Origin of the sequence: Nocardia colli (assembly GCF_008704205.1) — a bacterium.
Lineage (GTDB): Bacteria > Actinomycetota > Actinomycetes > Mycobacteriales > Mycobacteriaceae > Nocardia > Nocardia colli.
Map to the genome: position 1 here is coordinate 82,710 of NZ_VXLC01000011.1, position 20,926 is coordinate 103,635.

22 protein-coding genes are annotated in these 20,926 nt (G+C 66.7%); 14 read left to right on the forward strand and 8 right to left on the reverse strand.

Annotated elements, in window-relative coordinates; genetic code table 11:
• Positions 1–15 precede the first annotated feature (15 nt).
• The 12 genes from rpsS (at position 16) to F3087_RS22810 (ending at position 8,461) form a co-directional block, all read left to right on the forward strand.
• A complete protein-coding gene (gene rpsS, locus F3087_RS22755; RefSeq protein WP_107654114.1) occupies positions 16–297 on the forward strand; it encodes a 30S ribosomal protein S19 in 282 nt (93 codons plus the stop codon).
• Positions 294–695, forward strand: coding sequence for a 50S ribosomal protein L22 (gene rplV / locus F3087_RS22760; protein ID WP_107654115.1), 402 nt, complete (start codon positions 294–296; stop codon positions 693–695). The genes rpsS and rplV overlap by 4 nt, the downstream gene beginning before the upstream one ends.
• Positions 696–1,499 carry a 30S ribosomal protein S3 gene (gene rpsC / locus F3087_RS22765; protein WP_150404060.1) on the forward strand — a complete coding sequence of 268 codons (804 nt, stop codon included), beginning with the start codon at positions 696–698 and terminating at the stop codon, positions 1,497–1,499. It begins immediately after the preceding gene.
• A 4-nt stretch (positions 1,500–1,503) separates the two neighbouring features.
• Positions 1,504–1,920 (forward strand): 50S ribosomal protein L16, encoded by a 417-nt coding sequence (rplP, locus tag F3087_RS22770; RefSeq protein ID WP_025347180.1) that lies wholly within the window; start codon positions 1,504–1,506, stop codon positions 1,918–1,920.
• Positions 1,920–2,159, forward strand: coding sequence for a 50S ribosomal protein L29 (gene rpmC / locus F3087_RS22775; protein WP_039822417.1), 240 nt, complete (start codon positions 1,920–1,922; stop codon positions 2,157–2,159). The genes rplP and rpmC overlap by 1 nt, the downstream gene beginning before the upstream one ends.
• Positions 2,156–2,428: a 30S ribosomal protein S17 gene (rpsQ, locus tag F3087_RS22780; RefSeq protein WP_150404061.1), complete on the forward strand. Its 273-nt coding sequence runs from the start codon at positions 2,156–2,158 to the stop codon at positions 2,426–2,428. Before rpmC ends, rpsQ begins: the two co-directional genes overlap by 4 nt.
• Before the next feature lie 118 nt (positions 2,429–2,546).
• Positions 2,547–2,807: a DUF6364 family protein gene (locus F3087_RS22785; RefSeq protein WP_150404062.1), complete on the forward strand. Its 261-nt coding sequence runs from the start codon at positions 2,547–2,549 to the stop codon at positions 2,805–2,807.
• Entirely contained in the window at positions 2,804–3,238 is a 435-nt protein-coding gene (locus tag F3087_RS22790) for a PIN domain-containing protein (RefSeq protein ID WP_150404063.1), read from the forward strand. Before F3087_RS22785 ends, F3087_RS22790 begins: the two co-directional genes overlap by 4 nt.
• A gap of 115 nt (positions 3,239–3,353) precedes the next feature.
• Positions 3,354–4,157 carry a phosphatase gene (locus F3087_RS22795; RefSeq protein WP_150404136.1) on the forward strand — a complete coding sequence of 268 codons (804 nt, stop codon included), beginning with the start codon at positions 3,354–3,356 and terminating at the stop codon, positions 4,155–4,157.
• A gap of 245 nt (positions 4,158–4,402) precedes the next feature.
• On the forward strand, positions 4,403–5,578 hold the full coding sequence (locus tag F3087_RS22800) for an MFS transporter (protein ID WP_223885273.1): 1,176 nt from the start codon (positions 4,403–4,405) through the stop codon (positions 5,576–5,578).
• A 227-nt stretch (positions 5,579–5,805) separates the two neighbouring features.
• Entirely contained in the window at positions 5,806–6,240 is a 435-nt protein-coding gene (locus tag F3087_RS22805; RefSeq protein ID WP_191094098.1) for an EXLDI protein, read from the forward strand.
• A gap of 34 nt (positions 6,241–6,274) precedes the next feature.
• On the forward strand, positions 6,275–8,461 hold the full coding sequence (locus F3087_RS22810) for an MMPL family transporter (protein ID WP_150404065.1): 2,187 nt from the start codon (positions 6,275–6,277) through the stop codon (positions 8,459–8,461).
• An 86-nt stretch (positions 8,462–8,547) separates the two neighbouring features.
• Here the strand turns inward: F3087_RS22810 and F3087_RS22815 are convergent, their stop codons facing one another.
• The 5 genes from F3087_RS22815 to F3087_RS46030 all read right to left on the reverse strand — a co-directional run bounded on the left by F3087_RS22815 (position 8,548) and on the right by F3087_RS46030 (position 13,992).
• Positions 8,548–11,148, reverse strand: coding sequence for a hypothetical protein (locus F3087_RS22815; protein ID WP_150404066.1), 2,601 nt, complete (start codon positions 11,146–11,148; stop codon positions 8,548–8,550).
• A 243-nt stretch (positions 11,149–11,391) separates the two neighbouring features.
• The gene (locus F3087_RS22820) at positions 11,392–12,135 is read right to left on the reverse strand and encodes a CPBP family intramembrane glutamic endopeptidase (RefSeq protein WP_150404067.1); all 744 of its coding nucleotides are present in this window, start codon (positions 12,133–12,135) and stop codon (positions 11,392–11,394) included.
• 207 nt (positions 12,136–12,342) lie between these two features.
• A complete protein-coding gene (locus tag F3087_RS22825) occupies positions 12,343–13,272 on the reverse strand; it encodes an RluA family pseudouridine synthase (protein ID WP_150404068.1) in 930 nt (309 codons plus the stop codon).
• Positions 13,273–13,334: 62 nt separating this feature from the next.
• On the reverse strand, positions 13,335–13,787 hold the full coding sequence (locus F3087_RS22830) for a TIGR03667 family PPOX class F420-dependent oxidoreductase (protein ID WP_150404069.1): 453 nt from the start codon (positions 13,785–13,787) through the stop codon (positions 13,335–13,337).
• 37 nt (positions 13,788–13,824) lie between these two features.
• Positions 13,825–13,992, reverse strand: a complete 168-nt coding sequence (locus F3087_RS46030; protein ID WP_191094099.1) for a hypothetical protein — start codon at positions 13,990–13,992, stop codon at positions 13,825–13,827.
• A gap of 436 nt (positions 13,993–14,428) precedes the next feature.
• On the opposite strand from F3087_RS46030, the gene F3087_RS22835 reads away from it, so the two are divergent.
• Positions 14,429–16,276 carry an ABC transporter ATP-binding protein gene (locus tag F3087_RS22835; protein WP_150404070.1) on the forward strand — a complete coding sequence of 616 codons (1,848 nt, stop codon included), beginning with the start codon at positions 14,429–14,431 and terminating at the stop codon, positions 16,274–16,276.
• Positions 16,273–18,009, forward strand: coding sequence for an ABC transporter ATP-binding protein (locus F3087_RS22840; RefSeq protein ID WP_150404071.1), 1,737 nt, complete (start codon positions 16,273–16,275; stop codon positions 18,007–18,009). The genes F3087_RS22835 and F3087_RS22840 overlap by 4 nt, the downstream gene beginning before the upstream one ends.
• Before the next feature lie 46 nt (positions 18,010–18,055).
• Here the strand turns inward: F3087_RS22840 and F3087_RS22845 are convergent, their stop codons facing one another.
• The 3 genes from F3087_RS22845 to F3087_RS22855 form a co-directional block, all read right to left on the reverse strand.
• Entirely contained in the window at positions 18,056–19,444 is a 1,389-nt protein-coding gene (locus F3087_RS22845; RefSeq protein WP_150404072.1) for an alpha/beta hydrolase family protein, read from the reverse strand.
• A gap of 167 nt (positions 19,445–19,611) precedes the next feature.
• Positions 19,612–20,319 carry a siderophore-interacting protein gene (locus tag F3087_RS22850; protein WP_150404073.1) on the reverse strand — a complete coding sequence of 236 codons (708 nt, stop codon included), beginning with the start codon at positions 20,317–20,319 and terminating at the stop codon, positions 19,612–19,614.
• Positions 20,320–20,421: 102 nt separating this feature from the next.
• Positions 20,422–20,883, reverse strand: a complete 462-nt coding sequence (locus F3087_RS22855; RefSeq protein ID WP_150404074.1) for a hypothetical protein — start codon at positions 20,881–20,883, stop codon at positions 20,422–20,424.
• Positions 20,884–20,926 lie beyond the last annotated feature (43 nt).

Sequence of the window (20,926 nt, forward strand, 5' to 3'; positions counted from 1 at the left end):
AGGAGGAGGTAAGAAATGCCACGCAGCCTCAAGAAAGGCCCGTTCGTCGACGACCACCTCCTCGCGAAGGTGGACGTGCAGAACGAGAAGGGCACGAAGCAGGTCATCAAGACCTGGTCGCGTCGTTCGACCATCATCCCCGATTTCATCGGTCACACCTTCGCCGTCCATGACGGTCGCAAGCACGTGCCGGTGTTCGTCTCGGACAACATGGTCGGGCACAAGCTCGGTGAGTTCGCGCCGACCAGGACGTTCAAGAGCCACATCAAGGACGACCGGAAGAGCAAGCGGCGATGACGACTGACACTCAGAATCCGACTGCACGCGCGACGGCCAAGCACGTTCGCGTGACCCCGATGAAGGCTCGCCGAGTCGTGGACCTGGTCCGCGGCAAGCGAGTCGAGGACGCCCTGGCGATCCTGAAGTTCGCGCCGCAGGCCGCGAGCGAGCCGGTGGCCAAGGTCGTGGCCAGTGCCGCGGCGAACGCCGAGAACAACCTCGGCCTGAACCCGGCCACCCTGGTCATCTCGACGGCCTACGTCGACGAGGGTGCGACCATGAAGCGGTTCCAGCCGCGCGCCCAGGGTCGTGCGTTCCGCATTCGCAAGCGCACCAGCCACATCACCATCGAGGTCGAGAGCATCCCCACCGCCGGTGGAGCAACTCGCAACCGCCGGAAGGGAGGGGCAAAGTAAATGGGACAGAAAATCAATCCCCATGGCTTCCGCCTCGGTATCACCACCGACTGGAAGTCGCGTTGGTACGCGGACAAGCAGTACTCGGACTACGTCAAGGAAGACGTCGCCATCCGTAAGCTCCTCGCCACGGGCATGGAGCGGGCGGGCATCTCCAAGGTGGAGATCGAGCGGACGCGGGATCGCGTTCGGGTCGACATCCACACCGCTCGTCCGGGCATCGTCATCGGTCGCCGTGGCGCCGAGGCCGATCGCATCCGGGCCGAGCTGGAGAAGCTCACCAAGAAGCAGGTGCAGCTGAACATCCTCGAGGTCAAGAACCCCGAGTCGGATGCGCAGCTGGTTGCTCAGGCCGTGGCCGAGCAGCTGTCGAACCGCGTGGCGTTCCGTCGTGCGATGCGTAAGGCCATCCAGTCGGCCATGCGTTCGCCGAACGTCAAGGGCATCCGCGTGCAGTGCTCGGGCCGCCTCGGTGGCGCCGAAATGTCGCGCTCGGAGTTCTACCGCGAGGGTCGGGTCCCGCTGCACACGCTGCGTGCCGACATCGACTACGGCCTCTACGAGGCCAAGACCACCTTCGGTCGCATCGGCGTGAAGGTCTGGATCTACAAGGGCGACATCGTCGGTGGCAAGCGTGAGCTCGCCGCCGCCAGCGCACCGGCCGGCGATCGCGATCGTCCGCGCCGTGAGCGTCCGTCTCGCCCGCGTCGGTCCGGCTCCGCCGGTACCACGGCGACCAGCACCGAGGCCGGGCGCGCCGCCACCGCGGTGGTGGACGCTCCGGCAGAGACACAGGAGGGCTGACGCAATGCTGATGCCTCGTAAGGTCAAGCACCGCAAGCAGCACCACCCCGGTCGTTCCGGCATGGCCAAGGGCGGCACCTCGGTGGCGTTCGGCGAGTTCGGGATCCAGGCGCTGGAGCCGGCTTACGTGACCAACCGGCAGATCGAGTCGGCACGTATCGCGATGACCCGCCACATCAAGCGTGGCGGCAAGATCTGGATCAACATCTACCCGGATCGCCCGCTCACCAAGAAGCCTGCCGAAACCCGCATGGGTTCCGGTAAGGGTTCGCCCGAGTGGTGGATCGCGAACGTCAAGCCCGGCCGCGTGATGTTCGAGATGAGTTACCCCAATGAGGAGATCGCTCGCGAGGCCCTGCGCCGCGCGATGCACAAGCTCCCGATGAAGTGCAGGATCGTGACCAGGGAGGAGCAGTTCTGATGGCTACCGAAACACCGGCCGCAGAGCTCCGCGAGCTCACCGAAGAAGAGTTGGTGCAGAAGCTGCGCGACTCCAAGGAAGAGCTGTTCAACCTGCGCTTCCAGATGGCGACGGGTCAGCTGGACAACAACCGTCGGCTGCGCGTGGTTCGTCACGAAATCGCGCGCATCTACACGGTCATGCGCGAGCGCGAGCTCGGTCTGGCCTCCGGACCCGCTGACAAGGGAGATGCGGCATGACCGAACAGAAAGTCGAAGAGCGTAACAGCCGCAAGGTTCGCACCGGCTACGTCGTCTCGGACAAGATGAACAAGACGATCGTCGTCGAGCTGGAAGACCGTAACCGGCACAAGCTCTACGGCAAGATCATTCGCACCACCTCCAAGGTGAAGGCGCATGACGAGAACGAGATCGCCGGCATCGGCGACCGCGTCCAGCTGATGGAGACCCGACCGCTGTCGGCGACCAAGCGCTGGCGTCTGGTCGAGGTGCTGGAGAAGGCCAAGTAGCCTTCCCGGTCTGAAAGTCGAAGGCCCGCTTCCCGTTTCGGGAGGCGGGCCTTCGTCGTTTCCGGAAGGCGAGGTGAATCCACGTGATTTCCACGTGGACCACGTGATATCCTGTGGCATGGCCAAAAGGAACCTGACGCTTCAGCTGGATGAAGAGGTGATCGCGCAGGCGAAGGTGATCGCGGCAAGGCAGGGAACCTCTGTCAGCGCGCTATTGGCGCAGCAGGTCCGCGAGATCGCCGCCGACTACGCCCGTTACGAGGCAGCGAGGGTGCAGGCGCTGGAGCTCATGGCGGAGGCGGCCGGGCGAGGAAGTGGTGGTCGCATCACGTGGCGTCGCGAAGACCTCTATGACCGTGACGAAGCTCTGGCTCGATGAACTCGGAACGAGTCTTCATCGATACCAACATCCTGCTCTATGCCTACGAGGCCGGCGACAACAAGCGCAGCGCGATCGCGCGTGCCGTGCTTGCGGATCTGTGGGAGCGCAACGCCGGCTTGCTCAGTACCCAGGTCCTCCAGGAGTTCTATTCGGTCGCCACGCGCAAGTTCAAGCCACCGCTGAGCCCGGCCGAAGCGCGACGCGTCATCGCGCTGTACAGCGAATGGTGTGCCCGCGATACCGATCCGTTGATCGTCATGAACGCCTCATTCCTCGCTGAACAACACACCGTGTCCTGGTGGGACGCGCTGATCATCGAGGCCGCGTGCCAGTCCGGCGCGAAATACCTACTGTCGGAAGATCTTCAGCACGGCCGCGACTTCCTCGGCCTCGAGGTCCGCAACCCCTTCCTCGAGCCGGCGAACTAGTCGGACGCGCGCAGTGCGCCCATCGCTGCTTGTAGTGTCGTATTGACGGCGATCGAAGACTGCGTCCGTGCATCTGGCTCGGCGGCGGTCGGCCGATGCGGAGGTGGGATTGTTGGTGCAGCCATATGATCGGGCGCTGTTGCGGAAGCATCTGCTACAGACTCGGATAGCGGGGGATGTCGCGACACCGCGCGAGGGGAACCTGGCGCACTACCGGCGGATGGTCGCGAAGGACCCCGGATATCAATTCGGGCTGACGCTGAAGGATTGGACGTTCGACGAGACGCTGGACATGATGGCGCGGCTGTGCGGAGTCAATCCCGATCCGCGGCACCGGCAGGGGGCCGATACCATCGGCGTCGACCTGACCATCGCGGCGCTCGACGAGATGGGCGCCAGAATCGGGCAGGCCGCACGTGATCAACAGACGGTGTTGCTGGCGACCGGTCATCCGGGACCGCTCATGGGTGTCTATCGAGCCGTCGAGGATGCGCTGCACGCCGCGGGCTGCACGATCCTGACCCCCGCCGCCGGCTGGTCGTACCAGGTCATCACCGCCAACGGCTCGCGGGTTCGCGAAATCGTCTACACCTCAGGCGTTGCCGCGCTCCGCACCGGCAGCCGGCTACAGCACACGCACGACCCGAACCCGATGCAGGCCATGCTGCAAGAACTGCGCGACAGTCCGGAGCCACACCCCTGGCCCGACCTCGTCATGGCCGACCACGGCTGGGCCGGAACCGCGGGCGAAGCCGGCATCGACACCGTCGGATTCGCCGACTGCAACGACCCCGCGCTGTTCGCCGGGCATGCCGAGGGCAAGATCGCGGTCACCGTTCCGCTCGACGACGGCGTCTTCCCCGAGTACTACGAACCCATGATCGACTACCTGCTCGACCGCGCCGGACTCACGAACTGATCGGTGGGGCGTCGCCGCGTACGAATTGTGCAGCCGCGCACGGTATCGCTAGCAGTGACGTACGCGGCAGGCGGAAAGGTGCGCCGCAGTTGGGGTGAAAGGTGAACTACCGCTTGCGTGTTGAGTGGTTGGCCGAGTGTGCCGATGGGGGTTGAATTCATGGGATAAATCGCTGGCGGGTTGTCGGTGGGGCGTGACAAGCTCGGTTGGTGCGGTCCTATCGGGTGGTTTTGTCGAGTGCGGCGGTGCGGAATGTACTGCTGCTCGGGGCCTTGGTGCGTATCCCGTTTTTCGCCGGGGCCGTGCTGCTCGCGTTGCACGTCGTGCAGACGCTGCACGGATCGTATGTGCAGGCCGGAGCGCTGAGCACGATCGTCACCGTGTGCATCGCGCTGAGCGGACCCTGGCGCGGGCGGCTGCTCGACCGATTCGGACTGCGCCGCACCATCGCGCCGTCCATCCTGATCGGCGCGGTGTGCTGGTCGATCGCGCCGTTCGTCGACTACGTTCCGCTGCTCATCCTGGCCGCCATCGCGGGCCTGTTCGACGTGCCGATCTTCACCGTGGTCCGGCAGGCGGTCATCGCCGCGACCACCGAGCAGAACCGCCAGCCCGCGCTCGCGCTGGAAGCGGTGTCCGTCGAATGCGCGTTCATGGTCGGACCGATCGTCGGCGTCGCCGCCGCGGGCATCTGGTCGACCACCATGGTGTTGTTCTTCGTCCAAATGACTTTGGTGCTCGCGGGCATTCTGCTGTGGGTCCGCAACCCACCCCTGCGTTCCGCCGCCGACGCCGACCGCGCGAGCTCGGTCGCCGTCCCGCGCCGCAGCTGGTTCCGCCTCGAGTTCGTCGCCCTGTGCGTCGGCGCGAGCGCGGCCATCGCGGTCCTCGCCGGCTCGGAACTGACCTTCGTCTCCGCCATCCGTGAGTTCGAGGCGCAGCAATGGCTCGGCGTGGTCCTGGCCGTCTGGGGCTTCGGCTCGATCGTCGGCGGCCTCATCTACGGCGCCCTGCACCGCCCCATCTCGACCTACCTCCTGCTCGCCGGCCTCGGCGCGGTCACCATCCCGATGTGCTTCGCCATCGGTCCGATCTCCCTCGCGATCACCGGCCTTGTCGCCGGATTCTTCTGTGCCCCAACGATTACCGCCTCCATCGATCAAATGAGCCGAGTGGTCCCCGAAGGCGGTCGCGGTGAAGCCATCGGCTGGCACAGCGCCGCCCTCACCCTCGGCAACGGCATCGGCAGCTCCGTGGCCGGCATCGCCATCGACGCCGGCGGCTTCCCCGCGGGCTTCGGCGCGGCCGCGGCCCTCGGCCTGATCATCGGCCTCGGCATCCCGCTCCTCCTCGCCCTGCGCGAACGCCGCCGCCCCGCGATCCGGAAGGAACCGGCCGCAGCCGGCCAAATCGGCGCCTGAATCCTTAAGCCGACCCCTCTGTAGTGCACCGATAAATCGGGCATCAACAGGGTCTTGCGCTATACGTATACATCTACATATAGTTGGCCAAGACGGAACGCCTGACGCAGGCGGTCCGGCGCAACGGATACACGGCAGATCTGTTGGGGGTCGACGGGAACGCATGAGGGGTTCGTCGACTGCTAAGTCTATGCGCGCATGCGCACTCATTTATGAATGGAGTCATCATGGAATCGCAGCACGCGGTGGATGAGGTTGTGCACTTCGAGAAGGGGGACTCCGACGAGTTCCGCGAAGTCGTGGTGAAGGTGGGGCCCGGGGGCGGGCGGGCGCAGCGGTTCGCCGGCCGCCTGCTGGCGGAGTCGACACAGTTCACCAGGGTCGGCGTTGAGCAGGTCCGGGTCTATCTGAGTCGCAAGGGCAAGTACGCGGTGCACAAGCAGACCACGGACTGGACCGACTTCTCGGTGATGACCGACTGGGTCAAAGACCTGAAGAAGGACTGGCGCAACGGTTTCGACCTCGAGGATCAGAGCTGGGGCGATTCCACGCTGCAGGTGCTGGATTCGGTGGCGGAACTGCACGACCGGGTTCCGCTGAAGATCTACCGCACGCTCGTCGACGTCACCGAACACCCGCCCATCGAGGATCTCGACATCTGAGCTGCGGCTCGGATACCGAAAGGACTTGTCCCCCATGTTTGCTCGCCTCGGGCAGTTGGTCGTGCACCATCCGTGGAAGGTGATCGGCCTGTGGCTGCTCATCATCGTCGGCGTGGTCGCGGCGGCACCGCAGCTCACCTCGACCACCGACCAATCCGATTTCCTGCCTTCGCATTACGAGTCGATCCAGGCACTCGATATGCAGCAGAAGGCCTTTCCGCAGAGCGCGGCGCCCTCGGCGCTCATCGTCTTCGCCCGGTCCGACGGGGCGCAGCTCGATGACGCCGACGCGACCGCGGTCGCGTCGATCGGCGCGAAGCTCACCGACGCGAAGATCAAGGATGTGCTCGGCCTCCAGGCGATTCCACCGTCGGAGAACCGGTTGATCCAGGTCATCGCGGTGCAGCTGACGAAGGCGACCAGCGCGAGTGACACCACCCAGAGCGACGCGGTCAAGGCGTTGCGCAGCTCGTTGCAGGAACAGGTGCGCGACACCGAGCTGAAGGCGGGCATCACCGGTCAGGCGGCGCAGCTGCTGGATCAGGTGGAGTCGAGCAACAAGGGCATGGCCATCATCGGCGCCGCGACGATCATCCTGATCCTGGTGCTGTTGCTGATCATCTTCCGCAGCCCGGTGATCGCCTTGCTGCCGATCGTCACCATCGGTGCGGTCTCCAGCGTGGTCACCGGCCTGATCGCCATGGTGGCCAAGGCTTTCGACCTCAAGATAGACAGTTCGGTCAATGCCATCCTGCTGGTGGTGCTGTTCGGTGTCGGCACCGACTACATCCTGTTCCTGATGTTCCGCTACCGGGAACGGCTGCGGGCGGGGGAGGATCCGAAGACCGCCATGGTCAGCGCCGTCACCCGGGTCGGCGAGGCGATCACGTCCGCGGCGGCCGCGGTGATCATCGCGTTCATGGCGCTGACCCTGTCCACGCTCGGCATGTTCCGGGCGCTCGGTCCGGCGCTGGCGATCGCGGTCGCGGTGGCGCTGCTGGCCGGACTCACCCTGATCCCCGCCGTGGTCTCGCTGTTGGGTACCAAGGTGTTCTGGCCGTCGAAGGCGTGGCAGGCGGAGCCGAGGGGCGCGCGGTTCGGCGCGATCGGCGCGGCGCTCGGGCGGCGTCCGGCGACGTTCGCGCTGGTGTCCGGTGGTGTGCTCGTCGCGCTCGGCATCGTGGCCGTCGGGTTCAATCCGACCTTCGATCTGAGTTCGGGCTCGACCTCGACCGCGTCCGAATCTGTGGTCTACAACAAGGAACTGCTCAAGGGCATGCCGGCCGGCGCGACCCAGCCGTCGGACGTGCTGCTTCGCTCGACCGGCGGCGCGCTGACCGGTGATCAGCTCACCACCTATCGGGCGGCGCTGACCGCGGTGCCCGGCGTCGGCCAGGTGGCGGAGCCACTGTTGTCCGCGGACAAGGCCACCGCCAATTTCCAAGTGACGCTTACCTCCGCGCCCGAATCGGACGCCGCGATCGAGACGGTGCGCGGTCCGCTGCGGGATGCCGCGCACGCGGCGGTGCCGACCGGAACCACCGCGGCCGTCGGCGGCATGACGGCGGTCTTCGTCGACTTCCAGGACGCGATGAACCACGACTACGCCATCGTGTTCCCGGTGGCGGCCATCCTGATCATGATCGTCCTCGGTCTGCTGCTGCGCAGCCTGGTCGCGCCGTGGTACCTGATGGCGTCGGTGTTCCTCGGGTTCGCCGCCACGCTCGGCGCTTCGGTGCTGGTGTTCCAGCACATTCAGGGCGAGACCGGGCTGATCTTCACGCTGCCGGTGATCATGTATCTGTTCGTGGTGGCGCTCGGCACGGACTACAACATCCTGATGGTGGCGCGATTGCGGGAGGAGGCCCGCGAGGGACATGACCCGAAACAGGCTGCGGCGCTTGCCCTGCGGCATACGGGTCCGACGGTGGCCGCGGCGGGCCTGATCCTGGCCGGCACCTTCGCCTCGATGATGCTGGCGGGCAACAACGTGCTCTCGCAGATGGGATTCGCCATTTCGGTCGGCATCGCGATCGCCGCCTTCGTGATGGCGATGTTCTTCACCCCGGCGCTGACCGCGCTGCTCGGGCACCGCGCGTGGTGGCCGGGGCATGGGGATGAGAAGTCCGGTGGGCCGTCCGAGCCGCACAGCACCGTACGCGGTGACGGGGCGCTGACCGTGCCCAGCGGGAGTTGGTCCGACACCGGTCAACGGCGATAAATAGGACGCCGATAAATAGGACGAAAAGAGCTGCCCTCCGGAATATCCGGCGGGCAGCTCTTTTCGTTGTTCAGGGTGCTGAGTCGTCAGCCGCTGATCGCGTAGGGGCGGCGCACCTTGATCCCCGCCTCGACCGCGCGGGCCACGGCGGCGCGGGAGACGCCTACCTCGTTGGCGATGCCCGGCGTCAGCCAGGATTCGTCGGCGAGGCGGAAGATCTGAGTGAGCTGCTCGACGGACAGGTTCGACATTCCGCGCCGCGCGATCTCGTGTGCGAGAGCGGTGATTTCGTCGTCCTCATCGATCTCGTCCTCGTCGTCCAGGAAATCCGGTTCCACCGGCAGCTCGGCAGGAACACGGGCGACGATGGTGGCGGGCTCGGTGCGCACGGGGGGACTGGGCGGCTCGGTGCGTGCAGCGGAACGAGACGGCTCGGGAGTCGCTTCGAATGCGAGTTGTTCGATCTCGACGTCCGGGGTGGCCGGCTTCCGGCGGCTGGGGGCGGGGCGGGAGACAGTCTCACCCGAGATCGCTTGGGCGACAGTGTCGGCGATGGTTGCGTCGGCCTTACGTATGGGGTCACCAGGATGAGGCTCTTCTGGCTCGTCGCCGCGATGGGCGTCGGCGGTCGTATCGGGTGCCGGTGTAGCGGGACGAGGATCGGCAGGCTCACGCGGGATGTCGTTCACCGGGAAGAGCTGCATGGCATGGCCGTTGGACACGGCGTGACCATTGGTCGATGTGCCACGGCCGCTGTCGACCGCATGGCCGTTGGGTTGCGTGATGTCGCCGGTGGATGGAGTGATGCGGTTGTTCCCGTTGACCGGCTTGCCGTTCGTCGGTGCGGACGGGGTGGTGTCGGTGACCGCATGGCCGTTCGTGACTGAATGGCCGTTCGTGACCGCATCATCGTCCGCGACCGGGTGGCCGTTGGGTTGTGGAGTGTTGTCGTTGGTTGGTGTGGTGCGGCGGATCCCGTTGACCGGCTTGCCATTCGGTGCGGGCCGGATGGTGTCGGTGACCGAATCGCTGTTCGTCATCGGACGGCCGTTCGTCACTTCGTCGCCGCTCGTGGCCGGCTGACCATTCGTGACCGCGTCGTCGTTCGTGACCGGGCGGTCACTCGTAACTGAATGGCTGTTGGCGTTCGCGTGGCCGTTCGTGACCAGGTGGCCGTTGGTGTTCGTGTGGCCGTTGGTTACCGGATGACCGTTGTTGACTGCGTGCCCGTTCGTGGCCGCGTGGCTGTTGGTGACTGCGTGCCCGTTGGTGACCGCATGGCCGTTGGTGACTGCATGGCCGTTCGTGAAGGCATGACCGTTGGTCGGCGATGTGTTGCCGTTGGTACGCGCGGACTGCGCAGACGACTCGATGGTGTTCGATTCGGGTGCGGCGTCCTGGTATGTCGGCGAGTCTGGCTGTACCGCAAAGCCGTTGGTCGACCGACCGTTGTGGACCGGTGCGGCTGAACGCGGGTCGTGCAGTTCGGCCGGCAGCGGATGGCCATTGATCGCCGAGAACGGCACCGCGACATGGCCGTTGGTCGACTGGTGTGTCGGCTGCTCGGTCGCAACATCCGGTTCGGGCAAATTGCCGACCGGAATCGCCTGCACCGCGTGCCCGTTGGTCGATGACTGAGGAGCATTGCCGTTGGATGCATCGGCCGAGTGCACAGTGTCGGCCGAGAACGACCGCACCGCATACCCATCGGCCGTCGCGATGGCCGGTTCCGGGTGATCGATCTGTCGACGATCCGCGGGCTCATCGACGCTCTCCACCGGACTCGCCTCGGCCAACCGGGTAGCCGCCGTCGCTGCATACGGATCCACTCCGCTGAGCAACCAACGCCGATCATCTGGCGCATCGACCGTGAGCCCGACCGGCGAATCTCGATCGCTGACCCGATGCCGGACCACCGTCGGGTCCCGATCCACCACCGGCGCACCATCGATGAGCAGCGCGTACCGCGCGGAAACCCAAGCGTGCAACCAGATCACGACCCCGACCATCACCGGCGCGATCGCGTATTCCGCGGCCCGCCCGAACGATCCCGAGGCCAGGTGCGGCCCCGCGTTCAACGCGATGGTGGTGCCGAGCAACGCGGTCTCGAAGAACACCACCTTGCCCCGCGCGAGCTCGCGCCCCCAGCGGGCGGCGGTGGTCGCGGCGACCATGATGGTGATGATCGGAATCGAGATCATCGCCTCGATCCCATAGCTCAACCAGTACAGCGGGTCGGTCATGTCACCGCTCGGCACCAGATTGTGCTGCACGTTCACCCCGGCCCACACCATGCCGAGCACGACCACCGCGATCAAAGCCCGCGACGACCATTCGGCCCGCCGATACAGCTGCGCCAGCCGCGCGTCCTCGCTGGATACCCGCCGTCGTGCCGCCAGCGCCCGCCGATGCCACCGCTCGTCCGCCTCGTCGGCTCGCCGAATCGCGGCCGCGCTGCGCCGGTCGCGCTTCTCGGCGGCCAGTTCTTCCTCGACCGCTCGCCGCCGCTGCATCCGCCGCTGCGCCCGAACCCATTCGGCGAGTTCGCGTTCTGCCCCGATCTCGCGCTCGGATAACACCTCGAACAGCGCGGCATCGTGCTGCAGCGGCAATTTTCCGCGGGCCGTCTCGACCCGCTGCGCCAACGCGGCGATCTCGGAACTACCGGTGGATTGTTCGTCGCGCATCGCGAGCCTTCCCGGAGCAGATCGTCAGCAGACCTACTTGCTCGAACGTATGTGTGATCGCACTGAGGCTAAACCGACCACCGGCCGAGGTCAATGCCGACGCTCGAAAACCAGTGCGAATATCTCGCGTGATCTTGGGACACGCCGATTTGGGCAACACGCCGTTGGTGTCGATTCAGAATGCGCCCGCAATACGCCGAGAATTCCTATGCGCCGCGCACGTTTTCGACGCCCGCGGTCGAGTCAGCTGAGCGTCGTATGCCACACGATGGCGGCTGCGAGCGCACCCGCGCCATTAACGGACCAATGCAGCGCAATCGGTGCAAGCAAGCTGCCGCTGCGCCGGCGCAACCAGGTGAACACAACGCCCGCCCCCGCGGTGGCGACAACGGCAAGCAGAATGCCGACGATCTGACCCGCGACACCGCCGCCGACAAACCCGGAAAGCCCGCGATTACTACTGGTCAAGCCGAGCGACGAGGCGATATGCCACAGCCCGAAAAGTAATGATCCGGCGGCAAAGACTCCGCGCACGCCATAAACCCGATCCAGCGTGCCGTGCAACACTCCGCGAAACGCCAGCTCCTCGGGAATCACCGTCTGCAACGGAATCACGATCATCGACGCGATCAGCGCTCCAGAGATGGTGGCGTAGCGATCGGCCAGGAAGAACGGCCGGGTGATCGGCAGCATCGCACCGATGGCGACCGCGGCGAGCACGATCCCGACCGCGCCGAGCGCGTAGATCGTCCCGCGCCGCCACTGCCGCGGCGAGAGGCCGAGTTCATGCCAGTGCAGTCCACGCCGGCGCATCAGCGCCAGCAGCACCACGGCGGCCACGGGCACGGTCACGATGCTGGCCCAGGCGGTGGTGAAGTGCGCGATCAGGTTCGTCCCGGCGAGGACGACGACAACCACGGCCACATCGGCATACGCATGCAATTTGTGGCGGGGCGGAGCCGTTTCGTCGAGGTCCTGTGCGAGCATCCCGCCCAGTGTACGGATGGGTGCCGGGGCCGCCGCTCGAGTAGTCATCTGTGTCCCGTCTACCCGAATTCACCGGATATACGGGTCTCGATGTGGCGTCGACGCACACCGGCTACTCTGACTGGAACCTGTTTCAGTTCCAGGAGCCGCGCCCGGCGTGGCCTGAGCCCCGCGGCGGGCGCATGGGCCGGCTGACCTCCAGTGCCGTCAGCCGGCCCACCCCGCCGGATCCGTCCAGGCCTGCAATGTGCGGGTGGTGTCGAAGCGTCGCGGCTCGTGACTGATCGGATCGGTGAACTCCAGCGACGCGGCCAGCAGTTGCAGCGGACGGGTGAAATCGTCGACCGGCTTGTCGGTGATCACCGGATAGAAGTCGTCGCCGAGAATCGGGACGCCGAGGCCGTTCATATGCAGCCGCAGCTGATGGGTGCGCCCGGTCAACGGCCGCAGTCGATAGCGACCGAGCCCGTCGCGCTGCTCCAGCAGCTCGATCGAGGTCTCCGCGTTCGGCTCGCCCTCGACCTCCTGCGCCGCGAGCACGTGCTTCTCCTTCACGATCCGGCTGCGCACCACCCGCGGCAGGGTCAGCTCCGGATCGACCGGCGCGATCGCCTCGTATTCCTTACGCACCGTGCGCTTGTGGAACATCGTCTGATACGCCCCGCGCCGCGCCGGATTGATGATGAACAGCACCAGCCCCGCCGTCACCCGATCCAGCCGATGCGCCGGAATCAGGTCCGGCAGGTCCAGTTCCCGGCGCAACCGCACCAGCGCCGTCTGCAAGATGTGCTGGCCGCGCGGGATGGTCGCGAGGAAGTGCGGCTTGTCCACGACCAGCAGATCCTCGTCGCGATGCACGATGGTGATGTCGAACGGCACCGGCGTCTCGATCGGCAGATCCCGGTGGAACCACACCGCACTACCCGGCGCATATGGCGTGTCCGGCGCGATCGGACCGTCGAGATCGACGATCCCGCCTTCGCGCAGCAGTTCATCGATGCGGGTCGGATCCACCCGGGGTAGTCGCTCGACCAGGTGGTCGCGAATCGTCGCCCAGTCCCCGTCCTCCGGCAGCCGGAGCCGGGCCGGGTCCAGGCCGTGCCGCTTGGGCAACGGCGGTTGCTGCCGCCTTCTCATCGGCATCGACCCTAGTCGTCGGCCATTTCGCCGGCCGCGTGCGGGCTGCTGGGCGGGCAGCCTCAGAAGCCGCGCAGGCGATCCGGGCGGATTCGGACGATGGCCGAATATTCCGCGAAGAACTGCTCGGCGCTCAGCCCGAGGTCCTGCAGGCCATCGGCGTACTTCGTTGTGTACGTGGCGATTTCGTCCGGCGTCGCGGCGACGTCGTCGATCCGCGCGGTACCCGTGAACACCATCACCTCGCCGCCCCACTCGGTGCTGTTGAAGTTCAGCGACACTCGTGGGTTGCGGGCCAGGTTGCGCAGCTTGGCCTGATCGGGCTTGCTGAACAGCAGGAACTCGTCGTCGCGCCACTGGAACCACACCGGGTTGGGTTGCGGGGTCCCGGTGGCGCCGACCGTGGTCAGCCAGATCACCGGCTCCGTGCCGAGCCGGGCGACGACCTTCGCGCCGAAGGCGGTGCTCGGGTCGACGACGGGCGCGGCGGAGCGGTCGGATGCCGTTGTGGTCATGTGGGGGACAACACCGCAACAACCCGGGGGATTCCGCCTAGGGCGTCGCCCGCTCATCGAGCACCATCCGCCGCGCCTCGACCAGCGTCCGGCGCGCGCGCCGGCGCACCCGGCACACGTCCACGCTGCAATTCAAATGCACCTGCATTGCGCGGTGCGCCTGTTTCGGCGTCAGCTCGCCGGGATCGACCGAACAGTGCGACATTGTGGAAATGACTTGTGTAACAAACATATTCACGACTCCGTACGCAGTACTTCCGTATGAATCAAAAGCTAGCGATGTACGTGCGCTATCGGGGCTGGTCGGCCGTTCGTTCATGGAGGATTCCCCGGCGCGACGGGCGGCTGAAAGCCTCGGGTATTGCGGCGTTTTCGCAGATGTCCGGAACAAGTCCACAGTGCGACAATCGATTCGGCGATAAACGCGGGCATTTCTGAATGGGCAGGATGAATGCCGTACCCGAGGCTGTGCTGTGGAACGCCGCGTAGGTGCCGGTGCTCGATCGGGTTGCGACCGGCCGGAAACCGGTAGCACCCCACGCTCGTCGCGGATAACTTAGGCTAACCTACATTCCGGTCTGATCTTATGTGAGGATGAGTCCGGTCGGGGGAGGCACAACGATGGCGAGAGGCAGCAACTTATGACGGTGGAGGTCGCGCCGCTTCCGGCGGCGGAGGCGGGGAACCGGCCGCCCAAGGCGGTGCAGAAGGCGCGCAAGCAGCAGGAGAAGCTGGCCCGCAAGGAGATCCTTGCGCCGGTCCGGCACACCCTCACGCTGGCGAGCCTGATCATGGCGGTGGCCTCGGTGTGCACCGTCGTGCCGTTCGTGCTGATCGTCGAGGCCTGCCGGGAGCTGCTCGCCGACCAGGTCGACACCGATCGGGTCTGGCGGCTGGTCTGGGTGGCGATGCTGGTGCTGCTGGTCCGCGGGCTGCTGCAGGCGGTCGCGCTCACCTGGTCACACCTGGTGGACCCCGGCTACCAGCTCACCGTCCGGCGCGCCCTCGCGGCCAAGCTGACCAGGGTGCCGCTCGGCTGGTTCGGCGAGCGCACCTCAAGCGAGGTGAAGAAGTACCTCCAGGACGATGTCGAGGCTCTGCACTATCTGGTCGCGCACGCGCGGCTGGAATTCGTCGGCGCGGTGATCGTGCCGCTGGTCACCCTCGGCTACCTGGTGACCGTCGACTGGCGACTCACCCTGGTGCTGTTGATTCCGCTACTGGCGTATGCGATCTCGCTCAGCAAGATGATGGATCAGGACAGCCGGGACCGGCTGGCCGTCTACAACCGATGGGAACATCGGGTGCAGGAGGCGACCATCGAGTTCGTCGACGGCATCCAGGTGGTGCGCGCGTTCGGCCAGGCGGGCAAGGCGCACAGCGTGTTCCAGGACGCGGTGGACGGTCAGGCGCGCAGTCTGGATCGGTGGAAGACGCCGATGATCCGGCTGCAGTCCGCCTCCGACGTCGTGCTCGCCCCGGTGTTCGTGATGCTGCTGATCGTGCTCGCCGGACTGGCGGGGGTCGGGCTCGACTGGTTTGTCCCGCTCGACGTGCTGCCGTTCCTGCTGGTCGGCCTGGGACTGGGCAGCTCGCTGCTCGGCCTCGGCTACGGCGGGCAGGCGCTGCGCGCGGCCGGCGCCGCGGCGGTGCGGCTGCACGAGTTGCAGCAGACCCCCGAATTGGCCACCGGGACACACACTTCGCCGGTGGCTACGGAAGAACAAGGCGTGGTCCGGTTCGAGTCGGTCGGCTTCGGCTACCGCACCGACCATCAGGTGCTACACGATCTCGACCTCGAACTGCGGCCGGGTACCCTCACCGCGCTGGTCGGGCCGAGCGGCTCGGGCAAATCGACGCTCGGCAAGCTGGTCCCGCGCTTCTACGATGTCGACTCCGGTCGAATCACCATCGGCGGGCGCGATATTCGCGACTATTCCACCGAAGAGCTCTATCGCACGGTCGGATTCGTCTTCCAGGACGTGCGGCTGATCCGCGGCACGATTCGGGAGAACCTGCGGCTGGCCGACCAGAACGCCGATGACCAGGCCCTGGAGCGGGCGGCTCGGGCCGCGCAGATCCACGACCGGATCATGGCCCTGCCGCGCGGCTACGACTCCGAGATCGGCGTCGACGCCAGCCTGTCCGGCGGTGAGGCGCAACGGCTTTCGATCGCCCGGGCGTTGCTCGCGGACAGCCCGGTACTGGTGCTCGACGAGGCGACCGCGTTCGCGGACCCGGAGTCCGAGGCCGCGGTGCAGGACGCGCTCGCCGTGCTCGTCGCCGGCCGCACCGTGCTGGTGATCGCGCACCGGCTGCACACCATCACCGGCGTGGACCGAATCCTGGTGCTGGAGAACGGAACCATTGTCGAGCAGGGCGACCATCTGAGCCTCTATACCGCCGGTGGGACCTACCAGCGGCTCTGGGAAATCAACGAGGCGGCGCTCGGCGCCGTCTCCCTCATCGAAAAGGAGGCGGCGCGATGATTCGCAAGGTTCTCGGGCTCGTCCCCGACGAGTTCGCCCCGCTGACCCCGAAACTGTTCGCCGCGATCACCGCGCAGGCGTTGAGCCAGGCGGCCGCCTATCTGCTGCTGGTTCCGGTGCTGGAGGCGCTGTTCGATCGCGATCTCGGCCGGGCCTGGTTCTGGGCGTTGCTGATGATCGCCGCGGTCGCGAGCGTCGCGATCTTCGGCTACCTGCAAGCGGTGCTCGGCCTGCGCATCGCGGTCGGTATGCAGTTGCGGCTGCAGACCAGGATCGGTGATCACCTCAACGCGCTCCCGCTCGGCTGGTTCGAAACCGCCAGTGCCGGAAAGCTGTCCAGGATCGCCGTGGAGAACGTGCGCGAAATCCAGGGCACCGTCGCGTATCTGCTCGCCAAGGTGCTCAACAGCGTGATCGTTCCGCTCGGCGTCGCGGTGGGCATGCTGTTCATCGATTGGCGGATCTCGCTGGCCATGCTGCTCGCGGCGCCCGTGCTGTTCGTGGTGAACAGCCTGGCCAACCGGGCCTACACCAGGTCCGACGAGCGGGTGCACGCCGCCGCGTCCGAGGCCGACGCGCGGGTGGTCGAGTTCGCGCAGGCACAGCCGGTGCTGCGGGCGTTCGGCGCGGTCGGCGCGGGTAACCGCGCGCTCGACTCCGCGCTGCACCAGCAGCGTTCGGCGATCACCCGAATGGTGTTCACCGCGGTGCCCGGCCTGATCGTGTTCGCGCTGTTCGTGCAGGCCGTGTTCCTGGTGCTGACCTATGTCGTGGTCGGCAGGTTCACCGACGGCGCGGTTTCGGCCGCGGCCGCGGTGGCGTTGATCGCGGTCAGCTCACGGTTCATCGAGCCGCTGAATCAGGCCGCACAGCTCGCCAACGGATTGCGCGCGGCGGCCGGAGCCGTCGACCGGGTCGGCGGATTGCTCGCGCAGCCGGTGCTGCCCGAGGCGAAAACGGCTGTCTCGCCGGGACTTCCGGCAGTCGAGTTCGACGACGTGAGTTTCGGCTACCGGCCGGATGAGCCCGTGCTCGCCGACCTGACGTTCACCGTGCCCGCCGGCACCACCACCGCGATCGTCGGACCGAGCGGCGCGGGCAAGACCACGCTGCTCCGGCTCGCCGCGCGCTTCTACGACGTGGACGCGGGCCGCGTGCTCGTCGGTGAGCACGACGTGCGGGACCAGCCGTCGGAGACGCTGCTGGATCAGTTGTCGCTGGTCTTCCAGAACGTCTATCTGTTCAATCGTTCGGTGGCGGACAATATTCGGATCGGCAAGCCCGATGCCACCGACGAAGAAATCTGGCAGGCGGCCCAGGCGGCCCGGGTCGACGAGATCGTGCAGCGCCTGCCCGAGGGGCTGGACGCGGCGGTCGGCGAGGGCGGTGTCGCGCTCTCCGGTGGTGAGCGGCAACGTGTTTCGATCGCCCGCGCGTTGCTCAAGAACGCGCCGATCGTGCTGCTCGACGAGGCGACCAGCGCCCTCGATCCGCACAGCGAGGCGGTGGTCGTGCGCGGAATCCACCAGCTCACCAAGGACAAGACGGTCATCGTGGTCGCGCATCGCCTCGCGACGATCGCGCACGCCGATCAGATCCTGTTTCTCGATGGCGGCCGGATCGTCGAACGCGGCACGCACGCAGAGCTTTTGGCTGCGGGTGGGCGTTACGCCGACTTCTGGAACGAACGCTCCCGGGCGGCCGGGTGGCGGCTGGAGCCGGTCGCCGTCTGACCGGACGGCCTGGGTCTGCTCGTGGCGCCGATCGTCACGAGCGGACCTAGCGCACCGGCCCGCCGTGGATATCTCGGTAGTGTGCGGCGGCGGCCTCGACATCGCCACGCCCGCCACCGAGCGGCTCCCGCAGGAACGCGCTCACTATGTCGTTGGTGGCCCGCTGGGTTTCGCGCGGCCCCCTAGCGCCGCCGATCATTTCGGCCATCAGCAACCTGGCCGGATCGGCGAGGAATCGCGGGGCGTCGGTGAAGCTGTAGTGGTTGGCCTCGGCGATCTCGTAGCGGAAACCGCCTGCCTGTAGTCGGTCGAGCAGCGAACGATTGCCGTCCAAATACGCGGTGCCGTGACCGGTTTCCGCGTGATCGCTTTCCAGCAGGAGGAACGGTTTCGTCAACGATTGTTGCGGCAGGTTGCCGTACAGCGTGCCATCGATGTTCGCCGCCGCTTTGATTCGCGGGTCACTCGCCACTGCCGCAGCCGCGGCCGCGCCTCCGAACGAATGCCCGATCGCGGCAACATGTTCGGTGTCGAGGTGTCCGGAAAGCCTGGGGCCCATGATGTCCGGACGCTCTAGCTGATCGACCACGAAGCGCAGATCGGCGGTGCGCACGTCGAGTTGCCCACTCATATAGCGGGATTGGTCCGGATCATCGTCGAGAAAACGCTCTCGCGTGGTCGCGATGGTGCCGTCGGCGAGTTCGGTGACCGCAACCTCGTACGGGTGGTCGACGGCGAGCACGATGAATCCACGACTGGCCAGGTCCGCGATCAGCCCGGTGTAAAAGGCGCGCGGCGCACCGTATCCGGGGGAGAACAGCACCACCGGCCAGCGCGACCGGTCGGGGGCGACCGGCACGTCGAGCAGGGCGTGCGTGTCGATCCGGTCGTATCCACGCATCAAAAAGCTCGGCAGTACGGTGACCTTATCCGGCAGCCGATCCTGGCCGTCGATGTAAGCAGACCGCCTTCCGTGCGCCGCGAGGCCGGCCGGATACCAGGCCTGCACAACGACATTGCGGTGATCGTCCGGCGCGTCCGTGGCCGGTTCCGGCCTGTTCGGATCGACCAGCCGGAGGATTTCGGTACCCACGGCATAGGATCCGGTCGGCCTGGGCAGATCGGGAACCGGAACCATCACCCAGGCCAGCGCGGCCGGTGCCAGCAGGAGCGCGACCACCACCCTGGCTACCGTGGTCCACCCGCCGACCCGCCATTTCGCCTGCCAGACAACGAGTCCGGTCGCCGCGCCGAGCAACAGATACGTCGGCGCGAACTGCCAATAGAACCCCTCGATCAACCACTGTGCCACGCACCCCGCGAGCAGCAGGGGCAGTGCGACGGGTGCGATGCGCCGCGCGATGGGCGCGGTGGCGACCGCCGTCACCGCGAATGCGACCGCGGCGAACCCGAGCACCGCGTCCAGGATCGTCATGCCAGTTGACCTCCGCTCCGGCGCCGGGCCACGCAGGTGCTGCGCGGGCGGGTTCGAATCCGAGTTACAGCCTGGCGGACGAGGGCGCCGGCGCGCGTCGACAGCAGGTCGCGATCGGGGTCATCCTCTGGGATGAACCGACCCCCGCCGAATGGCGGACCGGCGGCTCACTTCCAGTAGGCGCGCGACTTGATCGCGGTTTTCGGCAGGTCGTGGGTGGTCTTGAGGGCTTTTACGATGGACCGCGTGGTGTGGCCGTCGCAGGCCACCCAGCCGTAAGCGTCCTTCGCGCAGGAGATCTCGTGCGCCTGCTCCCGCAGCAGCCTGCCGTCGTCGACCCGCTGCACCCAGGTGACCTGGTGGTGCGGCTTGTTGCGCACCGGCAGCGTGGTGTCGGATTCGTACTGCCATTCCAGCCAGACCCGGGCCGGGGTGTCGCCGATCGCGTCGAGCAGCGAGTTGACCGCGGGCAGCGAGGCGGTGTCGCCGAACACGAGGTATTCGCTCGGCGCCTTTTCCGGCAGCGTGAAATCCGAGCCGAGTACGCAGGCCTCGATCTCGTCGCCGACCGCGGCCCGCAGCGCCCACGCGCTGGCCGGCCCGCCGTGCAGGGCGAATTCGATGTAGAAGTGGTCGTTCTCGGGATCCTGATCGACCAGTGTGTAGCCGCGCTGATAGAGCTTGTCGCTCTCCGCATCGGGCACCCACAACCGGATCCACTGCGTGGGGTGCACGGGGTGCGCCGCCAGCAGGCCACCGGCGGTGAAGCCGATGCGCTGGTATTTGTCGGTGATGCTCTCGGTCGAGGTGACCCGGAAGCTGTAGTCGTCCGCCCGCCAGGCCTTCAGGATGAGGCCATTGGCTCCTTTACCCATGCGGATAAGGCTAGCCTAAGTAAAGTAGAAAGTCGCGCGGTGGATGGACGAGAACGGGCCCCGTGCGGTGCACGGAGCCCGATGTCGTTGCGGCGCGGACGATCAGCGCTGCTGGCCCGCGTAGTACGCGATGGTGTCGACCGACTCGCTGGTCAGCTTCCAGGTGCCGTCGATCTGCCGCCAGGCGATCTGGATCGGCGGGAAGGTGCCGTAGCCGGGGACGGTGACCAGCAGATCGGCGTTGAGGGTGTCGCCCGCGGCGTTCGCGTTCTGCACCGTCCAGGTCAGGCCGGGCACGCCGCCCATGACGCCGCCGACCCGTTCGACAACCGCGAGGTCGGCTTCGCCGCCCTCGAGTTCGGCCGCGCGGGCAGAGCGCGCGGCCCCGGAGTTCAGCACCAGCGAGAGCTTGGAATTCAGCTCGCCGGCCGACGGTGCGGCGGTTCGCACGATAGATGGCGCTGCGGTCGCGGGAGCGGCGATGGCCACCGTGCCGAAGGCGCCGAGAGCGGCGGCGGTGAGGGCGATTGCTGCGGTGGCCGCGTGGGCTTTGCGCTTGATCATGTGCATTTCCATTCCGTTGGGGCGTGGTGGCGCCGGGCCTGGG